Origin of the sequence: Streptomyces sp. NPDC059224 (assembly GCF_042754285.1) — a bacterium.
Lineage (GTDB): Bacteria > Actinomycetota > Actinomycetes > Streptomycetales > Streptomycetaceae > Streptomyces.
Window position 1 is genome coordinate 165,551 of record NZ_JBHZAN010000016.1, and the last position, 21,353, is coordinate 186,903.

The 21,353-nt window shown below is 71.9% G+C and carries 22 protein-coding genes; 6 read left to right on the forward strand and 16 right to left on the reverse strand.

The features are described from left to right. The first annotated feature begins 130 nt into the window (after positions 1 to 130). Positions 131 to 817 (forward strand): gamma-glutamyl-gamma-aminobutyrate hydrolase family protein, encoded by a 687-nt coding sequence (locus tag ACFXI4_RS19485; RefSeq protein ID WP_384992301.1) that lies wholly within the window; start codon positions 131 to 133, stop codon positions 815 to 817. A gap of 24 nt (positions 818 to 841) precedes the next feature. Here the strand turns inward: ACFXI4_RS19485 and ACFXI4_RS19490 are convergent, their stop codons facing one another. Continuing rightward, positions 842 to 1,771, reverse strand: a complete 930-nt coding sequence (locus ACFXI4_RS19490) for a LysR family transcriptional regulator (protein ID WP_384992303.1) — start codon at positions 1,769 to 1,771, stop codon at positions 842 to 844. A 71-nt stretch (positions 1,772 to 1,842) separates the two neighbouring features. Between ACFXI4_RS19490 and ACFXI4_RS19495 the strand changes: the two genes are divergently transcribed. Next, a complete protein-coding gene (locus ACFXI4_RS19495) occupies positions 1,843 to 2,961 on the forward strand; it encodes a TDT family transporter (RefSeq protein WP_384992305.1) in 1,119 nt (372 codons plus the stop codon). On the opposite strand, the gene ACFXI4_RS19500 is transcribed toward ACFXI4_RS19495, so the two are convergent. The 6 genes from ACFXI4_RS19500 to ACFXI4_RS19525 form a co-directional block, all read right to left on the reverse strand. Next, complete coding sequence (locus ACFXI4_RS19500; RefSeq protein ID WP_362721675.1) at positions 2,873 to 3,589, reverse strand: helical backbone metal receptor; 717 nt, start codon at positions 3,587 to 3,589, stop codon at positions 2,873 to 2,875. The two genes, ACFXI4_RS19495 and ACFXI4_RS19500, sit on opposite strands and share 89 nt — an antisense overlap. Further along, on the reverse strand, positions 3,589 to 4,158 hold the full coding sequence (locus ACFXI4_RS19505; RefSeq protein ID WP_384992307.1) for a helix-turn-helix domain-containing protein: 570 nt from the start codon (positions 4,156 to 4,158) through the stop codon (positions 3,589 to 3,591). Before ACFXI4_RS19505 ends, ACFXI4_RS19500 begins: the two co-directional genes overlap by 1 nt. A gap of 151 nt (positions 4,159 to 4,309) precedes the next feature. Then, positions 4,310 to 4,798: a hypothetical protein gene (locus ACFXI4_RS19510; protein WP_384992311.1), complete on the reverse strand. Its 489-nt coding sequence runs from the start codon at positions 4,796 to 4,798 to the stop codon at positions 4,310 to 4,312. Between the two features lie 244 nt (positions 4,799 to 5,042). Further along, the gene (locus tag ACFXI4_RS19515) at positions 5,043 to 5,276 is read right to left on the reverse strand and encodes a hypothetical protein (RefSeq protein WP_384992313.1); all 234 of its coding nucleotides are present in this window, start codon (positions 5,274 to 5,276) and stop codon (positions 5,043 to 5,045) included. A gap of 113 nt (positions 5,277 to 5,389) precedes the next feature. Beyond that, entirely contained in the window at positions 5,390 to 7,177 is a 1,788-nt protein-coding gene (locus tag ACFXI4_RS19520; protein WP_384992315.1) for an ABC transporter permease/substrate binding protein, read from the reverse strand. Continuing rightward, the gene (locus ACFXI4_RS19525) at positions 7,170 to 8,243 is read right to left on the reverse strand and encodes a glycine betaine/L-proline ABC transporter ATP-binding protein (protein ID WP_384992317.1); all 1,074 of its coding nucleotides are present in this window, start codon (positions 8,241 to 8,243) and stop codon (positions 7,170 to 7,172) included. Before ACFXI4_RS19525 ends, ACFXI4_RS19520 begins: the two co-directional genes overlap by 8 nt. A gap of 218 nt (positions 8,244 to 8,461) precedes the next feature. On the opposite strand from ACFXI4_RS19525, the gene ACFXI4_RS19530 reads away from it, so the two are divergent. Both ACFXI4_RS19530 and ACFXI4_RS19535 read left to right on the forward strand, forming a co-directional pair. Continuing rightward, complete coding sequence (locus ACFXI4_RS19530; RefSeq protein WP_384992413.1) at positions 8,462 to 9,391, forward strand: 5'-3' exonuclease H3TH domain-containing protein; 930 nt, start codon at positions 8,462 to 8,464, stop codon at positions 9,389 to 9,391. A 115-nt stretch (positions 9,392 to 9,506) separates the two neighbouring features. Continuing rightward, positions 9,507 to 10,355, forward strand: coding sequence for a siderophore-interacting protein (locus tag ACFXI4_RS19535; RefSeq protein ID WP_384992319.1), 849 nt, complete (start codon positions 9,507 to 9,509; stop codon positions 10,353 to 10,355). Between the two features lie 47 nt (positions 10,356 to 10,402). Here the strand turns inward: ACFXI4_RS19535 and ACFXI4_RS19540 are convergent, their stop codons facing one another. From ACFXI4_RS19540 to ACFXI4_RS19550, 3 genes are all read right to left on the reverse strand, one after another. After that, entirely contained in the window at positions 10,403 to 11,179 is a 777-nt protein-coding gene (locus ACFXI4_RS19540) for an ABC transporter permease (protein WP_384992321.1), read from the reverse strand. Next, positions 11,176 to 12,183, reverse strand: coding sequence for an ATP-binding cassette domain-containing protein (locus ACFXI4_RS19545; protein ID WP_384992323.1), 1,008 nt, complete (start codon positions 12,181 to 12,183; stop codon positions 11,176 to 11,178). Before ACFXI4_RS19545 ends, ACFXI4_RS19540 begins: the two co-directional genes overlap by 4 nt. Before the next feature lie 168 nt (positions 12,184 to 12,351). Continuing rightward, complete coding sequence (locus tag ACFXI4_RS19550) at positions 12,352 to 12,984, reverse strand: PadR family transcriptional regulator (RefSeq protein ID WP_362719277.1); 633 nt, start codon at positions 12,982 to 12,984, stop codon at positions 12,352 to 12,354. Positions 12,985 to 13,195: 211 nt separating this feature from the next. Between ACFXI4_RS19550 and ACFXI4_RS19555 the strand changes: the two genes are divergently transcribed. Further along, positions 13,196 to 14,725, forward strand: coding sequence for an amino acid permease (locus ACFXI4_RS19555; protein WP_384992326.1), 1,530 nt, complete (start codon positions 13,196 to 13,198; stop codon positions 14,723 to 14,725). 78 nt (positions 14,726 to 14,803) lie between these two features. Beyond that, positions 14,804 to 15,760 (forward strand): RluA family pseudouridine synthase, encoded by a 957-nt coding sequence (locus tag ACFXI4_RS19560; RefSeq protein WP_362719271.1) that lies wholly within the window; start codon positions 14,804 to 14,806, stop codon positions 15,758 to 15,760. On the opposite strand, the gene ACFXI4_RS19565 is transcribed toward ACFXI4_RS19560, so the two are convergent. The 6 genes from ACFXI4_RS19565 to ACFXI4_RS19590 form a co-directional block, all read right to left on the reverse strand. Further along, a complete protein-coding gene (locus tag ACFXI4_RS19565) occupies positions 15,757 to 17,241 on the reverse strand; it encodes a cytochrome P450 (RefSeq protein WP_384992330.1) in 1,485 nt (494 codons plus the stop codon). The genes ACFXI4_RS19560 and ACFXI4_RS19565 overlap by 4 nt on opposite strands. A 23-nt stretch (positions 17,242 to 17,264) precedes the next feature. Beyond that, positions 17,265 to 17,885 (reverse strand): ATP/GTP-binding protein, encoded by a 621-nt coding sequence (locus ACFXI4_RS19570; protein WP_362719265.1) that lies wholly within the window; start codon positions 17,883 to 17,885, stop codon positions 17,265 to 17,267. Beyond that, positions 17,866 to 18,300 carry a DUF742 domain-containing protein gene (locus ACFXI4_RS19575; protein ID WP_384992334.1) on the reverse strand — a complete coding sequence of 145 codons (435 nt, stop codon included), beginning with the start codon at positions 18,298 to 18,300 and terminating at the stop codon, positions 17,866 to 17,868. Before ACFXI4_RS19575 ends, ACFXI4_RS19570 begins: the two co-directional genes overlap by 20 nt. Further along, positions 18,297 to 18,704 carry a roadblock/LC7 domain-containing protein gene (locus ACFXI4_RS19580; RefSeq protein WP_351320402.1) on the reverse strand — a complete coding sequence of 136 codons (408 nt, stop codon included), beginning with the start codon at positions 18,702 to 18,704 and terminating at the stop codon, positions 18,297 to 18,299. Before ACFXI4_RS19580 ends, ACFXI4_RS19575 begins: the two co-directional genes overlap by 4 nt. After that, positions 18,701 to 20,320: a sensor histidine kinase gene (locus ACFXI4_RS19585; RefSeq protein WP_384992337.1), complete on the reverse strand. Its 1,620-nt coding sequence runs from the start codon at positions 20,318 to 20,320 to the stop codon at positions 18,701 to 18,703. Before ACFXI4_RS19585 ends, ACFXI4_RS19580 begins: the two co-directional genes overlap by 4 nt. Before the next feature lie 323 nt (positions 20,321 to 20,643). Then, positions 20,644 to 21,270: a TetR/AcrR family transcriptional regulator gene (locus tag ACFXI4_RS19590; protein ID WP_384992339.1), complete on the reverse strand. Its 627-nt coding sequence runs from the start codon at positions 21,268 to 21,270 to the stop codon at positions 20,644 to 20,646. Positions 21,271 to 21,353 lie beyond the last annotated feature (83 nt).

Here is a 21,353-nt window from a genome sequence, read left to right on the forward strand (position 1 = left end):
GCGGGGCCGGGGGCGTTTCTGGGGGGTTTTGGGGCTTTTGGGCCAACGGGCTTGCATTATTGGGGGCGGATTAAAATGTTCGGGGTGTTTCCTTTTGTACGCGCACACCTTCACGACCTGGGGAGGGACCATGGCCCAACGGCCGCTGATCGGCGTGAGCACCTATCTGGAGGCCGGAGCGCGCTGGGGTGCGTGGGAGCTGGAGGCGGCCCTGCTGCCGGCCGGCTACCCGCGCCTGGTCCAGCGGGCGGGCGGCCTGGCCGCGCTGCTGCCGCCGGACGACCCGCGGCACGCGGCGGCGGCGGTGGCCCGCCTGGACGGCCTGGTCGTCGCCGGCGGCCCGGACGTGGAGCCGGTCCGCTACGGCGCCGAGCCCGGCCCGCGCACCGGCCCTCCCGCCCGCGCCCGGGACGCCTGGGAGCTGGCCCTGATCGACGCGGCACTGGCGGCGGGCACGCCGCTGCTCGGGATCTGCCGGGGCATGCAGCTCCTGAACGTCGCCCTCGGCGGCACGCTCGTCCAGCACATCGACGGCCATGCCGAGGTGCCCGGCGTCTTCGGGCGCCACGGCGTGAAGCCGGTCCCGGGAACCCGGTACGCCGACACCGTCCCGGAGGAGACCGCCGTCCCCACCTTCCACCACCAGGCGGTGGACCGCCTCGGCACCGGCCTGCTGCCCTCGGCCCACGCCGACGACGGCACGGTCGAGGCGATCGAACTCCCCGCCGGCCACACGTGGGTCCTCGGCGTCCAGTGGCATCCCGAGATGGGCGAGGACCTGCGGGTGATGCGGGCACTGATCACCGCCGCCTCCTGAACCGTCCCGGCGGGAAGTCCGGCGTCAGCCCCGGGTCAGGCTGAGGAGTTCGCGGGCCGGGCCGGTGGGGCGGTGGCCCGTCGGCCAGACCGCCCGCAGGTCGCGCCGTAGCGCGATGCCCTCCACGGGGATGCTCACCAGCCGGCGCATCGCCAGTTCCTCGCCCAACGCCAGTTCGCTCAGCACCGCCGGGCCCGCGCCGCCGACCGCCGACGCCTTGACCGCCGTCGTCGACGACAGCTCGATCAGCGGACGGGCCAGGCCGCCCAGCGCCGCGTCGAGTACCTGGCGCGTCCCGGAGCCGCGTTCACGCAGGATCAGGGGGGTCGCCGCCAGCTCCCCGGCCGCCAGCGGGCGCCGGCGGCGGGCCCACGGATGCGCGGGGGCCGTCACCACGATCAGCCGGTCGTGGCCTATCACCGTCGAGTCCAGGCCCTGCGGAACGGTCAGCCCCTCCACGAAGCCCAGGTCCGCCTCGTCCGCGAGCAGCCGCTCGGCCACCGCCGCGGAGTTTCCGGCGAGCAGGGAGACCGCCGTGTCGGGGCGCTGGGCGCGCAGCGCGAGCAGCCAGCCGGGGAGCAGGTACTCGGCGATGGTCATGCTCGCCGCCACCCGCAGGCGCGAGTCCCGCCGGTCCCGCAGTGCCTGCGCCCCCGCGTCGAAGGCCTCCGCCGCCTCCACCACCCGCCGCGCCCAGTCGGTCACCAGCGCCCCCGCGTCGGTGAGCCGTGAGCCGCGCGGCGAGCGGTCGACCAGGGCCACACCCAGCTGCCGTTCCATCGAGCGGATCCGGCTGCTGGCGGCCGGCTGGGTGATGCCGACCTCCCGCGCCGCCGCCCCGAGGCTGCCCAGCCGCGCCACCGCGAGCAGCAGCTCCAGCGCGCCGAGATCCGGCACGCGGTGCGCCAGCGTGCCACCCGCCGCCCGGTCCCCCGTCCCGCCCGTCTCGCTCATAAGACCAGCTTATGCCCCCATAGAAAGGTGCTCCCTGGTAGGCGGCGGGAAGCGGCGGCACCGTTGGTCCCATGGTCACCGCAGTCCGGAATCTCGGCCCCCACTGGTACGCCTCCGTCATGGGCACCGCCGCCCTCGCCCTCGGCGGCGCAGCGCTCGCCGGGGGCGGTTCGCGCGAGCTCTTCGCCGGCGTCTGGGCGCTGTCCCTGCTGCAGCTCCTGGTCCTGCTGGCCGCCCGCGCCCTGCACTGGACCCACCACCGCGACCAGGCCCTCGCCCACCTCCGCGATCCGGCGGTCGTCCCCTTCTACGGCTGCCTCTCCATGGCCCTGCTCGCGGTCGGTGCCGGTGCGCTCACCCTCGGGCAGGACTGGATCGGCGAGAGCGCCGCCGTGACGCTGGACACCGGGCTCTTCGCCGCCGGTACGGCCGTGGGGCTCGTGGCCGCCGTCGCCGTCCCGTACCTGCTGGCCGTTCGGCATCGGGTCGAGCCGGGGCAGGCCACCCCGGTGTGGCTGCTGCCGCTGGTCGCGCCCATGGTGTCGGCCGCGCTCGGGCCGAAGCTGATCCCGCATCTGCCGCCCGGGCAGCCGCGCGCGACCCTGCTCTACGGCTGCTTCGCGCTCTTCGGACTGAGTCTGCTGGCCACCGCGCTGATGCTGACGCTCGTCTTCGGCCGGCTGGTCGCCGGCGGTCCGCTGCCGCTCGCGCTCACCCCCACGGTCTTCCTGGTGCTGGGGCCGCTCGGGCAGTCCACGACCGCGGCCGGCGCCTTCGCCGACCTCGCCCCCGGGGTGGTACCGGCCCCCTACGCCGGCGGTTTCGGTCTCCTCGCCGTCCTCTACGGCGTTCCGGTCATGGGGTTCGCGCTGCTGTGGCTGGCGCTGGCGGCCGCGCACGTGGTGCGGGCACGGCGGCAGGGCATGCGGTTCACCATGACGTGGTGGGCGTTCACCTTCCCGGTGGGGACGTGTGTCACGGGCGCGGCCGCGCTGGGACGGCACACCGGGCTGGCGGCGTACGACTGGCTGGCGGCGGGGCTGTACGCCCTCCTGGTCGCGGGCTGGCTGGCGGCCGCCGCCGGCACCGTACGCGGACTGCTCAGCGGCGAACTGCTCGCAGCGCCTCGTCCAGCACCCGCCGCGCCTCGGCCAGTGACGGTCCGTACCACGTCAGGTGCCGTCCGCTGACCAGGGCGCACGGCAGCCCGGGGAAAGCCTCCGGGCCGTCGGCTGCGGTGAAGCGGTAGGGCTCGTCCGGGAGGACGACCAGGCCGGGCCGCGCGTCGTTCAGTTCTCCGAGGGGCGCGCGGGGATACCGCTCGGGGTGGGCGGCGTACAGATTGCCGACCCCCAGCCGCTCGAGGACGTCGCCCGCGAAGGTGTCCCGGCCGAGGACCATCCACGGCCGCCGCCAGACCGGGACGACCGCCGTCGTACGAGGCTCGGGCACCGGAGCCGACCAGGCCTCCTCGGCCTCGTCCAGCCATCGCGGGCGGGTGCCCGCCCCGCACGCGGCCAGCAGCCGGGCCAGCTCGCAAAAGGCCTGCGGCACCTCCCGTACCTCCGTGACCAGCACCTCCACCCCGGCCGTCCGCAGGGCGTCGAGGTCGGGGGCGCGGTTCTCCTCCTCGTTGGCGACCACCAGGTCGGGAGCGAGCGCGAGGATCCGGTCGAGCCGGGGGTTCTTGGTGCCGCCGACACGGGTGACGTCGAGGTCGGCCGGATGGGTGCACCAGTCGGTGGCGCCGACCAGGACCTCGGGGAGTGTTTCCGCGACCGCCTCGGTGAGCGAGGGGACCAGGGAGACCACGCGCATCAGCGGGGGCGGTCCTGGACCGCCTCGATGTGTTCGGCCACGGCCACCACGATCACCCTGGTGTCCGGCACCGTCGCCCGCCACCGGTGGCGGACACCGCCGGTGAGGTAGAGGGTGTCGCCACGGCCGAGCCGGTAGGCACGGCCCTCCGCCTCGATCTCCACCGCGCCGTCGGCGACGTACATCAACTCGTCGTTGCGGTGCTGGAATTCGCGGCCGGCGTCGTGGTCGCCGGTGAACTCCGAGGCATGGAGCTGATGGTGGCCGCGCACCAGCGAACGCACCCTGGGCGCGAAGTCCGGTTCGGTGGCGTCGGCGCGCACGACGTCCACGCTGCACGCCGGGTCGGCGGCCGCGAGGAGTTCGACGGCCGTGGTGCGCAGGGCGTCGGCGACCTTCTCCAGCGAGGCGCGGCTGGGCCGGGCCCGGTCGTTCTCGATCTGGCTCAGGAAGGGCACCGACAGGCCGCTGCGCTCGGCCACGACGGCGAGGGTGAGCTCCAGCGCGCGGCGACGCCGCCGGACTGCCGCGCCCACCCGCACGGGCTGCTGGTCCTTGTGGTCGCCCATCGCTCCGGCTCCCTCCTTCGCTCGTCGTTCCGTCCAGCGGGCGCCCCGCTCGCCGCGGGCCCCTTCTGCTGGGTTCTCTGCACCCTACGCATGTTCGGCAAACCGTTTCAGGCGGGCGTCACATCCCCGTCACGTCGGGTGAGCGCGACCCTCACGGTTCGCGCCAGTGGACGAGCTCGCCGGACTCGCCTGGCGCGGACTCCTCCTTCGGGATGAAGACGCTGACCAGGAGGGCCGGACGGCCGTCGGGGTCGGTGAGCAGCGTGGCCGACGGACTGGCGAAGGAGCGGCCGCCGCCGGGGGTGCCCAGCCGGAGCCGGTCGGCCCGGCCCGGGACGCGGTCGTAGGCGTAGACCGGCCGGCTGCCGAAGTCGTCGCGCAGGCGCCGGCCCTCGGCCAGGACGAGGGGACGCCCGAGAGGTTCAATGCGTGAGCGGTCCCCGATGTTCCCTGCGGTGCCCCAGGCCACCAGGGCCAGGTCGAGGCGCTGATCTGCGCGGGCCCGCCGGACGGTGAAGTCCCGCAGAGTGGCGTGGAGTTGACGGTCGATGTCGCAGCCGGCGCGGTAGTGGCCGGTCAGTTCCACGGTGTCGCCGTGGACCGCTGTGGTGTCCGGGGTGCCCTCGGCGCAACGCGACACGGTGCGGGGAGCGTCGAACGCGCGGTCGGCCGCTCCCGCCGGCAGGGCGGCAAGGCTTGGGTAATGCCGTAGCGCTATGTGGTTGGCCGGATCCTTTTCGTAGGCGAGGACCCGTCCGCCGGTGCCGTCGGCGTACAGGGAGGGCTGACCGGTGCCGGAGCCGACGTCATGACGGCGTGTCCAGGTGCGCAGGCCGGTGGAGGTGGTGACCGCCGTGTGGAAGCGGCCGTCGGCGAGGGCGGTGTCAGACGGCGAGGCAGCCGCCGCCGTACGCCTCGGGTACCGGGGTGATCTCGGCGGTGTCCGTGGTGCGGCCGGTGTCGTCCCGGGCGTCGTAGACCGCGCCGTCCGCCCGCATCACGTCCCCGGCGAGCGCCTCGAACCAGGCGGTGGCGGCCGAGGCCGGGTCCGGGCCCGCCTCGGAGAGCTGCGGCACGGCCACGGCGGCCGTCAGCAGCAGGGGCAGAAGCCGGCGCATCACGGGCTGCTCACAGGAACGGGCGGGACGGGGGCCTCAGAGAGTGGGGCCCCCGGCCCCGCCCGTGGCGGGCCGCGGGAGGCGGGCTTCGCCGCTCGGGCGGCCCGCCCCGCTCACCTGCGGATCGGCGCCCACTTGTCGACGAGCCCGGGGCTGCTCTTCAACCAGGCCCGGACCGCGTCCTGTTCCTTGCCCTGTCCGGCCTTCTGGATCGCGGCCTCCAGACCGGTGAGCTGCTTCTCCGTCATGGAGAAGTCCTTGAGCCACTTGCCGACCTCGGGGTTGTCCCCGGCGAAGCCCTTGCGGGACAGGGTGTGCACCCCGTCACCGGAGCCCCAGGCGCCCTGGGGGTCCTTCAGCTTCCTGAGGTGGTAGTCGCTGTAGGCCCAGTGCGGGGACCACAGGGTGACCAGGATCGGCTGGTGCTTGGCGTAGGCCCGCTTGAGCTCGGCGAGCATGGCGGGCGTGGAGCCGTCGACGACCTGGTAACTGCCGTCGAGGCCGTATTCCTTGAGGACCTTGGACTTGAGCAGCCCCATCATGCCGGCGCTGGGCTCGATGCCGACGATCTTCCCGCCGAACTCCGAGGAGTGGTTCTTCAGGTCCGCGAGGGAGTTCACGTCCTTCACATACGAAGGGACGGACAGTTCCAGGGAGGTGGGGCCGTACCAGCTGCCGAGGTCGTCGAGCTGCTTGCCGTACTTCTTCCAGTACTCGGCGTGCGTGACGGGCAGCCAGGAGTCGGTCTCGAAGTCGAGCTGGCCGGTGGCGAGACCGGTGTAGAGGGGACCGGCCGCGTACTGGGTGGTGGTGACCTTGAAGCCGCGTTCCTCCAGCAGCTCCTTCCACAGGAAGGTGGAGGCGATGCCCTCGTCCCAGGGGATGTAGCCGATCTTGATCTCCTTGCCCCGCCCGATGTCCGTGGCGGAGGCCTGGGCGGTGCCGGACGAGGAGCCGAAGATGCCGAGGCCGCCGGCGACCAGGGCGAGGACGACCACACCGACGACGGCGACGGCCGGGCGCGGACGGTAGGTCCAGGGGGTGGGGCGGACCTTGGCGGCGGCACGGCGGCCGAGCGGGGACAGCTGCGTGCCGAGCGCGCCGGTCATCCGGTCGAGGTAGACGGCGAGGACGACGATGCCGACGCCCGCCTCGAAGCCGAAGCCGATGTCGAGCTGGCCGATGGCCTCGTTGACGGCGCCACCGAGGCCCCCGGTGCCGACCATGCCGGCGATGACGACCATCGACAGGCCCAGCATGATGACCTGGTTGACGCCGGCCATGATGGTCGGCAGCGCGAGCGGCAGCTGGACGCGCAGCAGGGTGTCGCGGGGTGTGGTGCCGAACGCCTCGGCCGCCTCGACCAGTTCGGCGTCCACCTGGCGGATGCCCAGCTCGGTCATGCGGACGCCGGGCGCCAGCGCGAAGATCAGGGTGGCGATCACGCCGGCGGCGGTGCCCAGGCCGAAGAAGAGGATGGCCGGGATGAGCAGGACCATCGACGGCATGGTCTGGAGGAGGTCCAGGACGGGGCGTACGGCCGCGCTGACCGCCCGGGAACGGGCCGCCCAGATACCCAGCGGTACCGAGATGACCAGGGCGATCACCGTGGCGACCAGGACCAGCGCCAGGGTGGACATCGCGCGGTCCCACAGGTCCAGGGAGTCCACGAGCGCGAATCCGGCGAAGGCCAGCACGCCCGCGGTCAGTCCGCGCAGCCACCACGCCAGGACCGCGAGGATGCCGGCCAGCAGCAGGGGTGCGGGCGCGGTGAGGACGCCGTCGATGCCGTCGTACATGCCCTCGACGACCGCGCGGATCGCGTCGAAGAGCCAGGACATGTGCGCGACCAGCCAGTTCACACCGGAGTCGACCCAGTCGCCGAGATGCAGCCTAGGCACGGGCGGTCACCTTCTTCCCACCGTCGCAGTGGACGGGTTCGCCCGTGTCCTCCGCGAGAAAACCGACCAGACGCTCCTGCGGTACGACGCCCACGACGGCGTTGTCCGGGTCCAGGACGGCGACCGGGTGGGACAACCGGGCGCTGAGCGCGCACAGTTCGGTGAACGGGGTGTCCGGGACCGCGGTGGCGCAGTCGCAGTCCGCCTCGTCGCCGGCCACGTCGGTGTTCATCACGGCGGCGGCCGTCAGCACCCGCGAGCGGTCGACGTCCTGGGTGAAGGAGGCGACGTAGTCGTCGGCGGGGCGCAGCAGGATGTCCTCGGCGGTGCCGGTCTGGACGATACGGCCGTCGCGCATCACGGCGATGCGGTCGCCCAGGCGCATGGCCTCGTTGAGGTCGTGGGTGATGAAGACGATCGTCTTCTTGAGGGACTTCTGCAGTTCCAGCAGCTGGTCCTGCATGTCGCGGCGGATCAGCGGGTCCAGGGCGCTGAACGACTCGTCCATGAGGAGCAGATCGGCGTCGGTGGCCAGGGCCCGGGCCAGGCCGACCCGCTGCTGCATGCCGCCGGACAGTTCGTCGGGCCAGGAGTCCTCCCAGCCGGCCAGTCCGCACAGGGCGAGCGCCTCGTCGGCGCGGCGGACGCGCTCGGCGCGGGGCACGCCCTGCACGGCCAGGCCGTAGGCGGCGTTGTCGCGGACGCTGCGGTGCGGGAAGAGCGCGAAGTGCTGGAAGACCATGCTGATCTTCTTCGAGCGCAGTTCGCGCAGTTCGCGGTCGGTGAGCGCGGTGAGGTCCTGGCCGTCGAAGCGGACCTGTCCCGCGGTCGGTTCCAGCAGGCCGTTGAGCATGCGCAGCAGGGTGGACTTGCCGGAGCCGGACAGGCCCATGACGACGAACGTCTCGCCCGGGTCGACCCGGAAGGAGGCGTCGATCACGGCGGCGGTGGTGCCGTCGGCGCGCAGCTCCTCCCGGCCGGCTCCCCGGCGGAGCCGTTCCACGGCGTCGTCCGGTCGTCTGCCGAAGACTTTGTACAGGTGCTCGGTCTCTAGCCTGGGTGACACGCGAACCTCTCTCGGGGGCGCCAGACCCTGGAATCACAGGGCCCGGCGCCTCGGGGGCATGGGACAGAAGCCGCCCCTGCCCTGGTCCACGCAGGTCAAACGCACAAGTGGGCCAGGTCACCAGGTCTCCACAGGTCCCGCCCGGCACGGAGCTCTCCGTGACCGGCCCTGCCCGACGGCGACGGAGCGCCCCGGCGCTGTCGGTGCCGTACGGCATGATGCGAGGCGTGACCGCACGACTGATGCTTCTCGACACGGCCTCGCTGTACTTCCGCGCCTACTTCGGCGTCCCCGACTCGGTACGTGCGCCGGACGGCACACCGGTGAACGCCGTGCGCGGACTGCTGGACTTCATCGACCGGCTGGTCAAGGACCACCGTCCGGACCGGCTGGTGGCCTGCATGGACGCCGACTGGCGGCCGCAGTGGCGGGTGGATCTCATCCCCTCCTACAAAGCCCACCGGGTCGCCGAGGAACGTGCGACGGGGCCGGACCGGGAGGAGGTGCCGGACACCCTCTCGCCGCAGGTTCCGGTCATCGAGGAGGTGCTGGACGCGCTCGGCATCGCAAGGGTCGGCGTCGCCGGCTACGAGGCGGACGACGTGATCGGCACGTTCACCGCGCGCGCCGACGGCCCGGTCGACATCGTCACCGGCGACCGCGACCTGTACCAGCTGGTGGACGACGGGCGCGGGGTGCGGGTGCTGTATCCGCTCAAGGGCGTCGGCACGCTGCAGATGACGGACGAGGCGTGGCTGCGCGAGAAGTACGGGGTGGACGGGGGCGGGTACGCGGATCTGGCGCTGCTGCGCGGAGACCCGAGCGACGGCCTGCCGGGGGTACCGGGGATCGGCGAGAAGACGGCCGCCAAGCTGCTCGCCGAGTTCGGTGACCTGACCGGGATCATGGCCGCCGTCGACGACCCGAAGGCGAGGCTCACGCCGTCGCAGCGCAGGCGACTGGACGAGGCCCGGCCGTATGTCGCCGTAGCGCCGACGGTGGTCCGGGTCGCCGGGGACGTGCCGCTGCCGGACGTCGACACCGCCCTGCCGAAGGCTCCGCGTGATCCCGCCCGGCTGGACGAGCTGTCGGCGCGCTGGGGGCTGGGCGGTTCGCTGCACCGGCTGCTGCTGACACTCGGCGGGTGAGTGGCGGAGAATTGTTCTGGCAAAACACGCTCATCAAGTGTTCATGCAAGAGGTGTCAACTACGAAGGAGATGCTAACTTAGGCAAACCTAAGCAATGGAGCATGGAGGTCGGTCATGGCAGAGCGTCCAGGACGCAAGCCGCGTAAGGCCCATTCCGCCCAGGTGGTGCGCACCGAGCGGCTGACCCCGCACATGCAGCGCGTCGTTCTCGGCGGTGACGGACTGGCCGGTTTCGCCGCGGACACCTGCACCGATCATTACGTGAAACTTCTCTTCGGGCCGGCGGGCGTCACATATCCGGAGCCCTTCGACGTGGAGCGGATCCGCGCCGAGTTCCCCCGCGAGCACTGGCCGGTGACCCGGACCTACACGGTGCGCTCCTGGGACGCCGAGCGCCGCGAACTGAGCCTGGACTTCGTCGTACACGGCGACGAGGGCCTGGCGGGGCCCTGGGCCTGCCGCGTCCAGCCCGGCGAGACCGTACGTTTCATGGGCCCCGGCGGTGCCTACGCCCCGGCGGTGGACGCCGACTGGCATCTGCTCGCCGGCGACGAGAGCGCGCTGCCCGCGATCGCCCGCTCCCTGGAGTCCCTGCCCGCCGAGGCGAAGGCCTTCGCCTTCGTCGAGATCTCCGGCCCCGAGGAGGAGCAGAAGATCGACTCCGATGTGGAGGTGGTCTGGCTGCACCGGGGCGCGCGACCCGTCGGCGAGGCCCTGGTCGAGGCCGTGCGGGGGCTGGAGTTCCCGGAGGGCCGGCTGCACGCGTTCGTCCACGGCGAGGCGAGCTTCGTGAAGGACCTGCGGTCCCTGCTGCGCGTCGAGCGCCAGATCCCGCGCGAGGACCTGTCGATCTCCGGCTACTGGCGCCTCGGCCACAACGAGGACGGCTGGCAGGCCTCCAAGCGCGACTGGAACGCCCGTATCGAGGCGGAGCAGGAGGGCGGCGGAGCGGCCGCCGCCTGAGGCGGCGGGAGCGGCGGCACCCGCGGGTGTCGCCGCTCCCGCGCGGGTCACACCGAGCGCTGGTACGACCTGAACGTCCTGATCGACAGCCACACGGCCACGACCGCCAGCGCCAGCAGCGCGCCGCCGCGGCCGAGCACCGCACCCCAGTCGGGATCCGCCGACATCGCCGAACGCCCGGCCACCATCGCCCAGTCGAGCGGGTTGAAGTCGGCTACGTGCCGCATCCAGCCGGGCATCTGGGACGGCGCCATGAAGGCGCTGGACAGGAACGTCAGCGGCAGCAGCAGGAAGGTGTTGATCCCGATGATCGACTCCCGCTCCCGCACCAGCATGCCGAGCGCGTTGGACAGGGCGCCGAAGACGGTGCCGAGCAGGACGGAGGCCACCACCAGGACCGCGATGCCCCCGGGCCCGCCCGGGTAGTCGGCACCGCCCAGCAGGCCGAGCAGCACGATGATCAGCGACTGGCCGGCGGTGACCAGCCCGTTGTTCACCACGTTGCCGTTCATCAGCGCGGCCCGGCTGACCGGGGTGGTCAGGAAACGGTTCAGGGTCCCGCGCTGGATCTCCTCCAGGGTGCCCATGCCCGCCCACATGTTGGAGCTGAGGGCGCTCATCGCGACCACCCCCGGCACCAGGTAGTCCAGGTAGCTGGTGGTGCCGAAGCCGCCCAGCTCGACGACCTTCCTGAAGAGACTGCCGAACAGGAACAGCCAGATCACCGGCTGGACCAGGGTGATGACGGCGAACGCGGGCTGCCGGGCGAACACCAGCAGCTGACGCTGGGTCATGTACCAGGTCTGGGACAGGGCGTTGCTCATCGGGCACCTCCGGCCAGGACGAGGGAGTCGGCGGCGTCGGCCTCCGCGTAACGACGGCCGGCGTACCGCAGGTAGACGTCGTCGAGGGAGGGGCGGGCGACGGTCGCGGCCGTCACCGTCACCCCGGCCCGCTCCAGCGCGGCCAGCAGCGCCGGCATCGCGGCGGCCCCGTCGTCGGCGCGGGCGCTGATCCGCCGGCCGTCGAACAGCGTCTCGTGCACGCCCGGCAGCCCGGCGAGCGCCCCTTTGAGCAGGGTGCGGCCCGCTTCCCCGGGCGCCTCGCGCAGCTCCACGTGGACGGCGTCGCCGCGCAGTTCGCCCTTGAGGGAGTCGGGAGTTCCCTCGACCACGGTCCGGCCCCGGTCGACGATGGCGATCCGCTCGGCGAGCCGGTCGGCCTCCTCCAGGTAATGGGTGGTGAGCAGGATGGTCAGCCCCTCCTCGCCGGCCAGCCGGCCGATCTCGTCCCACATCGCGGTGCGGGCCTCGGGGTCCAGGCCGGTGGTGGGCTCGTCGAGGAAGAGCACCTCGGGGCGGTGGACCAGGCCGAGGGCCACGTCGAGGCGGCGCCGCATACCGCCGGAGTAGCCCTTGACCGGGCGGCCCGCGGCGTCGGTGAGGGTGAAGCGGGCCAGCAGCTCGTCCACCCGGCGGTTCAGGGCGGTGCCGCGCAGACCGTAGAGCCTGCCCTGGAGCTGGAGGTTCTCGCGCCCGGTGGCGACCGGGTCGGCGCCGGAGTTCTGGGCGACCACTCCGATCGCCCGGCGCACCCGGTCCGGATGGCGCAGCACGTCGTGGCCGGCCACGGCGGCGGTGCCGGAGTCGGGGCGGGCCAGCGTGGTGAGGATCTTGACGGTGGTGGACTTGCCCGCACCGTTGGGCCCGAGGAGCCCGAAGACGGTACCGGGCTCCACGGTGACGTCCATGCCGTTCAGCGCGGTGACGTCACCGGGGTAGGTCTTGATCAGCTGGCGCGCCTGCACTGCGGGCGCACGGGTGTTCATGACAGGGCTCTCCTGAGTCAGCGGATGACAGCTGATCCGCCTAAGGAGCGCCGGGCTATCCTGGGTGTGCCGCACCTCGATCGCCCGGATCTGCCTCACGGCGGGTTCAGCTCGGGGTTCGAGACCCTGGCGGAGCTGCTGCAACAGCTCTGCCGGGGTCTGTTTCTGTTACTGGCCGGCCTCCGTGAACTCCGGCGGGAACTCGCCGGTCTCATGGAACCGGCGCCAGCTCTCGACGCCTGGCAGCGAACCGTCCTGCATCTCCCGCACGAAGCCGCGGACCCATGCGGCCTGCGCCTCCAGCATGTGCAGGTGGTACTCGACCTCGACCACGAACAGCCGGGGCAGTGTCTCGTGCAGCTTCTCCAGCACGGCCCGGCCGCCGGTGACCTCGACCTCCAGGGTGCTGAGCCGCTCCTCCAGCAGGCGCTCGACCTCGTCCGGCGGCAGGGCGCCCATCAGGGAGAGCGCCGTCTCGAAGATCGGGTACTCCTTGACCGGCACGGCCAGCAGGTCGGACAGCCAGTGGACCGCCTCCTCGCGCCCGGCGTCGGTGATGCCGTAGACCGTGCGCTCCGGGCGGTTGCCCTGCCGCTCCACGTCGGCCACCTCGACGAAGCCGTGCTTCTCCAGGTTCTGCATGACCGTGTAGAGCGAGCCGTAGTTGATCCGGGTGCTGGTGTCCTTGCCCTGACGGCGCATGGTCTGGGCGATCTCGTACGGATGCATCGGCTTCTGCCACAGGGTCGTCAGCACGACGAGCGCCAGTGGGTTGCTGAGCTTGCGCCGCTTCACCGCCATGCCGACCACCTCGTTTCCGAATATCCGTGGACGAACATATCGCGTCCCTGGAGCACACGTCAATACACACGATGTATCGCGTTGGGCGGGACTCCGCAAGGGCGTGAGGACTTGGGCCCGCCCCGGACACGCCGGTGTGACGCCTTCGAAACAGCGCGTCCCTAATTTCTGTCGCCCGACAGGAAATCCGCCCTGACAGGCAGGTACCGCCGTGACGACCATCGACGACCGCTCCCTGAAGGAGTCCGACGACCGCACCCTGGAGGAGTTCGGCTACCGCCAGGAGCTGCACCGCAGCCTCGGCCGGTACGCCTCCTTCGCCGCCGGGTTCTCCTTCATCTCCGTACTGACGACCGTCTTCCAGTTCTTCGCCTTCGGCTACGCGTTCGGCGGCCCGGTCTTCTTCTGGGCCTGGCCGGCCGTGCTGGTCGGCCAGTTGCTGGTGGCCGCCTGCTTCGCCGAACTCGCCGCCCGCTATCCGATCTCCGGCGCGATCTACCAGTGGTCCTCCCGCCTGTCGAACCCGTCCTTCGGCTGGTTCGCCGGCTGGATCATGGTCATCGGACAGATCGTGGTGGTCGCGGCGGCCGCGCTGGCCCTGCAGATGGTGCTCCCCGCGCTCTGGTCCGGCTTCCAGCTCATCGGCACGGACCCCGCGCCGGCCTCGGCCGACGGAGCCGCCAACGCGGCTGTCCTGGGCGTCGTCCTGCTGGTCCTGACCACCCTGGTGAACGTCATGGACAACCGCGTGATGTCCGTGATCAACCGGGTCGGGGTGACCGCCGAGATCATCGGCGCGGTCCTGATCATCGTCCTGCTCCTCACCCACTCCGAGCGCTCCCCCGGCATCACCTTCCACACCGGGACCGGCGCCGAGGGAGGCCTGCTGGGCGCCCTGCTGGTCGGTTCGTTCACGGCCGCGTACGTGATGATCGGCTTCGACAGCGCGGGCGAGATGAGCGAGGAGACGCACCAGCCGCGGCGGACCGCGCCGCGCACGATCCTCACCGCGCTGGGAGCGGCGGGGCTGCTGGGCGGGCTGGTCGTCCTGGGCGGCCTGCTGGCCGCGCCCAGCCTGACCGACGGACGCCTGGGCGTCGACGGGCTCAGCTACGTCCTCACCAGCAGCCTCGGCGACGGGGTGGGCCGGGTGCTGCTGGCCGACGTGGTGGTGGCCATCGCGGTGGCGACGCTGGCGATCCAGACCGCGGCGTCCCGGATGCTGTTCTCCATGGCGCGGGACGGGCAGCTGCCGTTCGCCGAACGGCTGGCGCGGGTCGATCCGCGCACCGGGATGCCGGGGGCGCCGGCCGTGGTGGTGGGGGTGCTGGCCGCCGTACTGCTGCTGCTCGACTTCGCGTCCCCGGACGCGTTCCTCGCGATCGGGACCACGTGCATCGTGATGCTGTACCTCGCGTACGCGATGGTGACCGGGCCACTGCTGGTGCGTCGGCTGCGCGGGGAGTTCCGGGTCGAGGGGGCGGACGAGACCGGGGCGCCGCTGTTCTCGCTGGGGCGGTGGGGGGTGCCGGTGAACGCGGTCGGGCTGCTGTACGGGCTGCTGATGGCCGTGAATCTGGCATGGCCTCGGGGGGCCGTGTACGACCCCAGTGGGGGTCACTGGTACTTCCGGTGGTTCACGGTGTTGTTCCTGGTCGGGACGGTGGCGGTGGGCGGCGTTTGGAGGCTCACCCGGGCGGCGTCCCGAAGTGCGGCAGCTGTGCCGGAGGCTGTGGCGTAGCCGGTCGGGTGCGTGGGGGCTGGTCGCGCAGTTCCCCGCGCCCCTGACGAAGCGGCGTCGCACTTACCCTTGGCTGCAATGAGACGTAAGACCCGCGTTCCGCCCTCTCCCCTCCCCCAGCGCCAAGGGGTGGACCCCGTTCGGGTGCGGTTGCCCTTCGCCGAGGAGTGGGAGACCGTCGGCGCATACCTGGTCGCCCGGCTCTCCGGAGCCGCGCCCGGAGCAGTGGAGGACATGCTGGCGTCAGGGCTCGTCGTGGGCGCCGACGGACACCCCGTCGCAGCCCGGACCCCCTACACCCCCGGCCTCTGGCTCTGGTTCCACCGCGACCTGCCCCCCGAGGTCCCCGTCCCCTTCCCGCTCGAAGTCGTCCACCGTGACGATCACCTCGTCGTCGCCGACAAACCGCACTTCCTCGCCACCACCCCGCGCGGCAGTCACGTCACCGAGACCGTCCTGGCCCGGCTGCGGCAGGAGCTGGGGATCGCCGCGCTCGGGGCCGCGCACCGGCTGGACCGGCTCACGGCCGGACTCGTCCTCTTCACCGTACGGCCCGAGGAACGGGGGGCGTACCAGACGCTGTTCAGCGAGCGGCGGGTACGCAAGGAGTACGAGGCGATCGCGCCGTACGACCCCTCGCTCGCCGTTCCCCGGACCGTGCGCAGCCGGATCCTCAAGGAGCGCGGGGTGCTGGCGGCTCGCGAGATCGAGGGGGAGCCCAACGCGGAGACCCTCGTCGAACTGGTCGAACGCAGAGGAGACCTGGGCCGGTACCGGCTCACTCCGCGCACCGGGCAGACCCATCAGCTACGCGTCCACATGAGCGCGCTGGGTGTGCCGATCCTCGGCGATCCGCTGTATCCGGTCGTGACCGGCCCCGTGCCGGCCGGTGACTTCCGGCGGCCGCTGCAACTGATCGCGCGGAGGCTGGAGTTCACCGATCCGGTCACGGGGACCGAGCACCGGCTGCGCAGTGGGCGGACGCTGCGGGCCTGGGAGTCGTACCAGGACTGGGCAGGTGGGCTCGGCTGCTAGCGGCCGAGCCACCAGCGGCGCAGCCGGGGCCAGATACCCATGGGCCTGGCGGGCTCCGGGGCCGGGGCCACGGCCGGCGGGGGTGCCACGGGCCGGGGCTCGGGAACCGGTGCGGGTGCTGCCGGACGGGTGCTGCCGGCCTGCCAGTCGGTGCGCTGCGGCGGGACCAGCGCGGGGCTCGGCATGAGGGTCACGTCCTGCTTGGGCTTCGGGTCGAAGCGCACCGGCAGTTCCACCAGATGCCGGGACGCGATCGACGCACGCCAGCGCAGTTCCTCCTCGTCGCAGTCGAGCTGGATGTCGGAGAGACGGGTCAGCAGCTGGTCGACGCCCACATCGGCGATGGCACGGCCGATGTCCTGACCGGGGCACTCGTGCGGGCCGCCGCCGAAGGCGAGGTGGGAGCGGTTGCCCTGCATGTTGGCGCTCAGGTCGGGGCGGACCCGTGGGTCGACGTTGCCCGGCGCGGGCGCGTACAGCAGCCCGTCGCCCTTACGGATGCGCTGGCCGCCGAGTTCGGTGTCCTGCTTGGCGAAGTAGGCGAAGACCGTGCTGAACGGCGGCTCGTCCCACAGGGACTGCTCGATCGCCTCCGGCACCGTCATCTGGCCGCCGTTGAGCTGGGCACGGAAGCCGGGTTCGGTGAGCACCATGCGCAGCGCGTTGGCGAGGAGGTTGGCGGTGGTCTCGTAGGCGGCGTAGAGGACGACCCGCAGGTGCTGGGCGACCTCGTCGTCGTTGAGCCTGGCGGGGTGGCCGACGAGATGGCTGGCGAAGTCGTCCTCGGGGCGGGCCCGGCGGCGGGCGGTGAGCCGGGTCAGGCAGCCCATGACGTACTCGTTGCTGGCGATCGCGGTCTCGGTGCCCTTGAGCGCGTCCCGGGTGGCCTCCACGATCCGGTCGTTGTACTCCTCGGGCATGCCGAGCAGTTCGCACATGACCGCCATCGGCAGGTGCTCGGAGTACTGGGAGACCAGTTCCGCGCGGCCTCTCTCGCAGAACTCGTTGACCAGCAGCTGGGTGTAGCGGCCGATGAGACGGCGGATGCTGCGGTGGTCGATGGTGGTCATGGCGCCCATGACGGCCGCGCGCAGCCGCATGTGCTCGTCGCCCTCGGCGTGCGAGCAGATCGGCTGCCAGGCGATGTGCGGCATGAGCGGGTGGTCGGGCTTGACCAGGCCCTCCCGCAGCGGGGTCCAGATGCGGCTGTCGCGGGTGTACACGGCGGGGGTGCGGACCATCTGGAGGTTCTCGGTGAGTCCGAGGACCACCCAGATCGGCACGTCGTCATGGAGCAGTACGGGGGCCACGGCGCCGTGTTCGGTGCGCAGCTTCTCGTACAGCTCGCCCAGGTGGTCGGCGTCGGCGCCGTGGAGCCGTTGCAGGCCGCCGGGTCCGCGGTCGTGCACCGGGCAGCCGGGGGGCGGGACCGGGTCGGCGCCGGTGTCGGTGCCGGCCGGGAAGGGGGATTCAGGCGTCACAGTGATCGCTCCGAAAGGGGGGTTCAGGTGAGCGCGCCGGACATGGCGAGCGAGTGCAGGAAGCGCACCAGGGTCATCAGGACGTCCCGGCTGGAGGCCCGGCGGCGGGCGTCGCACTCCACGATGGGGATCTCGGGGGGCAGGTCCAGCGCGGTGCGCAGTTCCTCGACGGGGTAACGGGGAGCGTCCGGGAAGGAGTTGACGGCGACGACGAACGGCACCCCGCGTTCCTCCAGGCGTCCCATGACGTCGAAGCTGACTTCCAGACGGCGGGTGTCGATGAGCACGACCGCGCCGAGGGCGCCTTCGAACAGGCCGTTCCACAGGAACCAGAACCGCTCCTGGCCGGGGGTGCCGAAGAGGTACAGGACCAACTGGTCGGTGATGCTGATGCGGCCGAAGTCCATGGCGACGGTGGTGGCGGTCTTCGAGTCGGAGCCGTAGTTGTCGTCGACCCCGATGCCGGCCTGGGTCATGGTCTCCTCGGTGGTCAGCGGTCTGATCTCGCTGACGGAACCGACCATGGTGGTCTTGCCGACTCCGAAGCCGCCCACGATCACGATCTTCACCGCGGCCTGGGCGGTGTGCGGCAGCTGGTCCTCGGTGCGGGGGCCGGGGATCGTCTCAGAGCTTTTGAAGTCCATGCATCACCGCTTCGAGAAGGGAACGGTCGGGAAGCGCCTGCCGGACGATCGGGGCGCGCGCCTGCACCAGTTCGGCCGTGATCAGCTCGGTGATCAGTGCCGTCATCGCGCTGAAGGGCAGATTGAGGTAGGCGGAGAGCTCGGCCACCGACAGCGGGGCGAGACAGAGCCTGAGCATCACCGCCTGCTCCGGCGTGACCGAGGGCGGTGGGTCGGCGCGCGCCACGATTAAGGTGACCAGGTCGAGCTCGGCCCGTGCGCCGTCGGCTCCGCTGATGACGTAGAGCCGCTCGGGGTTCTTGGTGTCGCCCTCCTCGCCGTTCTCCTCGCGGCCGTTTTCGGCGGCGGGCGGCATGGGCGGCGGCGGCTGGTGTGCCGCCCTGGGTCGGCGCCGTTTGCGTTGCGGAGGAGTCATACGGTCTGACCGTTCCGCCGGGGCGGACTGGTGAGATGGGTGCCGATGCGGACCACGAGGTCGCGCATCATCTCGCTCATCCGGCCGGGTTCGCAGGTCACGTCGGCGAGCACCGCGAGGTAGGCGTTGGCGCCGGCGGACATGAGGTAGAAGTAGCCCCGGTCGATCTCGATCAGGACGAGGTTCATGTCGCCGTTGCTGATGGGCAGTTCCTGGGCGACGGCGGTGGCCAGGCTCTGCACGCCCGCGCAGGCCGCGGCGAGCCGGTCGGCGGCGTCGGGGTCGCCGCCGTGCCGGGCGATGCGCAGTCCGTCGGCGGAGAGGACGACGATCATCTCGACGCCCGGTACCCCGTCGGCGAGCTGCTTGAGCATCCAGTCGAAGTTGCCTCGCTGCTGGATCACTTGAGGTCCCCCTCGTCGTCGGCGTCGGGGCCGGCCGGATCGTTGATGAGGTGCTGGTACTTGGTGGGGTTCCGGGTGAAGTCGGTGGGGTGGACACCCGGGTTGTTCTTCTTGAGGCCCTCCCAGAAGGCATCGACCCACAGGCCGGGCGCGGGACGCTCGGGCGCCGGTTCCGGCTCGGGCTCCTTGTGCTGCGACCAGACGGTCGGGGTGCCCTCGCGCTCGGCGCGCTCGATGGCGGCCTGTTCGGCGTACCGCTGGCTGAGCGGTGTCTTCATCCGGCTGCGCCGCTGCGGCAGGCCGCCCGCGGTCCACTCGGTCACCTCGGGGACGTCGTCCTCCATGGAGATCCCGGCCGGGATGCGGGGGCTGGTGGGCCGGCGCTTCTTGGGGGGCCGCTTGGGGCCTTCGAGCGCGCCGAGTTCGGGCTTCGGGATGCCGGTGGCGCCGATGCCGTGCGCGATGCCGGGGGCCGGGTCGGTGGTCATCATGTCGCTGGGCACGATGAGGACGGCGCGGACCCCGCCGTACGCCGAGGCGCGCAGCGAGACGTCCATGTCGTACGTCGTGCACAGCCGGCCCACGACCGACAGGCCCAGGCGCGGGTTCTCGCCGAGGACCTGGATGTCCTTGCCCTGCTTGGCCTTCTCCAGCATGCCCTCGATGCGGCCGCGGGCCTCCTCGTTGAGGCTGACGCCGGCGTCCTCGATCTCGATGCACACGCCGGACTGCACCTCGACGGCGGTGACGTGCACCTTGGTGGAGGGCGGCGAGTAGCGGGTGGCGTTGTCGAGGAGCTCGGCGGCCGCGTGGATGAGCGGTTCGACCGAGGTGCCCTTGATGTTGACCTGGCAGATGGAGTGCAGCTCGATGCGCCGGTACTCCAGGATCCGGGACATCGCGCCGCGCAGCACGCTGTAGAGGGCGACGGGGTTGGGCCACTGACGGCCCGGGCGGCCGCCGCCGAGCACGGAGACCGAGTCGGCGAGGCGTCCGATCAGCGCGGTGCCGTGGTCGATGCGCAGCAGGTCGTCGAAGACCTCGGGGTTGCGGCCGTGATCCTCCTCCATCTCCCGCAGTTCGTGTGCCTGCTGGTGGACGATGGCCTGGACGCGCCGGGCGACGCTGACGAACGAGCGCTCCAGGGAGTCGCGCTGGAGGTCTTCCTCGTCGACGATGTCCAGCATGGTGCGGATCAGCCGGCGCTGCGCCTCGGGGACGTGGCGCAGCCGGGGGTCGAGGTCGAAGACCTGGCGGATCACCTCTTTGGGGGGCTCGCCGGCCTTCAGCCGGTAGAGCGCGGTCGGGAACACCTCCTTGCCGAGGCGGTCGATCTCCTCGTCGTTCGTGGTGAGGCGCTGTTCCAGATACGCACGGTGACGGTCGTGCTCGGCCTTCGCGTCCTGGAGCCTGCGGCCGCGGCGCACCGCTTCGGCCGCCGTCGCGAGCACCAGCAGCATGCCGACGGCCCCGCACACGCCGACGGCGGTCCGGGCGGGCTCCGCCACCAGGAGGACGGCGGCGGCGGTCGCCGCGGCCATCAGTACGGCGGGCAGCAACAGCACCCGCGCCAGGGAAAGTTCACGGCCGTTGGGAGGCGATTGCACACTCACCATGTATGCCTTCTGAGACGGATCGGCTGGGTGTCGGGGGAGTTCGCGGGGGGAAGGTTCATGGAGCAGCCAGGATCTTCCGTATGATTGGGAACAGGCGCACGAATTCATCTCAACTCGGTGCGCCGCGGGCGAGCTTAGTCCGACCGGATCAACGCCGTGTCATATTCGGCGAGCACCTGAAATCGCCCGAACGACTGGAGTACCCTCGGTCGTTTTGCACGGACGGCATATGTTCGCACACGTTGCGTGACGGCACACGGACGTGCGAAGGTGACTCACCGTGACGGGTGAAACTGCTCTCCGGACCCGAACCGCGGCCCGGTTCAGACCCCCGCGATCCGCAGCGCGGCCTCGGCCGTGGCGCGGGCGAACTCGCCGACGGGGCGCTCCGGTTCGGAGCGGTGGATCAGGATGACGCCCTCGATCAGTCCGAAGACGAGATCCGTCCGCAGCTCCAGCTCCCCCTTGGCGAGCCCCCCGCCGGCCGCCGTCGCGGCGATCAACTGCCGGTAGGCGTCCTTGAGTTCGGACCGCACGGCGCGGAACCCGGCGAACCGCTCGGTGTGCACTTCGGGCAGCAGGTAGAGCGCGCCCAGGTTGTACGGCCCGGCGCACAGCAGCTCCACGTCGGCCCGGCACAGCGCCCGCAGCCGCTCCTCGGCCGGGGTCCCGTCGTCCGCGAGCAGCTCACGGGCGCATTCCAGCGACGGCGTGACCGTGGACTCCAGCAGCTCGGCGAGGAGTTCCTCCTTGCCGGAGACGTAGTGGTACATCGACGCCTGCCGCATGCCCGCCCGCTCGGCGACCGCCCGGGTGGTGGTGGCCGCGTAGCCGCGGGTGGTGAACAACTCGGCCGCGGCCACGAGCAGTTCCGCCCGCGGGTCCAGACCGCTGTCCGGCCGCTGCGCGGCCCGCGGCCGGCCGACCCGGCGGCCACTGCTCGTCCCCATGCGTTCGATCCTCGCACACGGCACCGCCCGGCGATCACCGCGAGGCGCCGCGGCCGGACCCCGCTCCCCCGGTGAGCCCCCGG

What these genes read in the sequence shown, in the direction of transcription:
- ACFXI4_RS19485 (WP_384992301.1), top strand. Translation starts at nt 131, where the DNA reads ATGGCCCAACGGCCGCTGATCGGCGTGAGCACCTATCTGGAGGCCGGA.
- ACFXI4_RS19490 (WP_384992303.1), bottom strand. Translation starts at nt 1,771, where the DNA reads ATGAGCGAGACGGGCGGGACGGGGGACCGGGCGGCGGGTGGCACGCTG.
- ACFXI4_RS19495 (WP_384992305.1), top strand. Translation starts at nt 1,843, where the DNA reads ATGGTCACCGCAGTCCGGAATCTCGGCCCCCACTGGTACGCCTCCGTC.
- ACFXI4_RS19500 (WP_362721675.1), bottom strand. Translation starts at nt 3,589, where the DNA reads ATGCGCGTGGTCTCCCTGGTCCCCTCGCTCACCGAGGCGGTCGCGGAA.
- ACFXI4_RS19505 (WP_384992307.1), bottom strand. Translation starts at nt 4,158, where the DNA reads ATGGGCGACCACAAGGACCAGCAGCCCGTGCGGGTGGGCGCGGCAGTC.
- ACFXI4_RS19515 (WP_384992313.1), bottom strand. Translation starts at nt 5,276, where the DNA reads ATGCGCCGGCTTCTGCCCCTGCTGCTGACGGCCGCCGTGGCCGTGCCG.
- ACFXI4_RS19530 (WP_384992413.1), top strand. Translation starts at nt 8,462, where the DNA reads ATGCGAGGCGTGACCGCACGACTGATGCTTCTCGACACGGCCTCGCTG.
- ACFXI4_RS19535 (WP_384992319.1), top strand. Translation starts at nt 9,507, where the DNA reads ATGGCAGAGCGTCCAGGACGCAAGCCGCGTAAGGCCCATTCCGCCCAG.
- ACFXI4_RS19540 (WP_384992321.1), bottom strand. Translation starts at nt 11,179, where the DNA reads ATGAGCAACGCCCTGTCCCAGACCTGGTACATGACCCAGCGTCAGCTG.
- ACFXI4_RS19545 (WP_384992323.1), bottom strand. Translation starts at nt 12,183, where the DNA reads ATGAACACCCGTGCGCCCGCAGTGCAGGCGCGCCAGCTGATCAAGACC.
- ACFXI4_RS19550 (WP_362719277.1), bottom strand. Translation starts at nt 12,984, where the DNA reads ATGGCGGTGAAGCGGCGCAAGCTCAGCAACCCACTGGCGCTCGTCGTG.
- ACFXI4_RS19560 (WP_362719271.1), top strand. Translation starts at nt 14,804, where the DNA reads ATGAGACGTAAGACCCGCGTTCCGCCCTCTCCCCTCCCCCAGCGCCAA.
- ACFXI4_RS19570 (WP_362719265.1), bottom strand. Translation starts at nt 17,885, where the DNA reads ATGGACTTCAAAAGCTCTGAGACGATCCCCGGCCCCCGCACCGAGGAC.
- ACFXI4_RS19575 (WP_384992334.1), bottom strand. Translation starts at nt 18,300, where the DNA reads ATGACTCCTCCGCAACGCAAACGGCGCCGACCCAGGGCGGCACACCAG.
- ACFXI4_RS19585 (WP_384992337.1), bottom strand. Translation starts at nt 20,320, where the DNA reads ATGGTGAGTGTGCAATCGCCTCCCAACGGCCGTGAACTTTCCCTGGCG.
- ACFXI4_RS19590 (WP_384992339.1), bottom strand. Translation starts at nt 21,270, where the DNA reads ATGGGGACGAGCAGTGGCCGCCGGGTCGGCCGGCCGCGGGCCGCGCAG.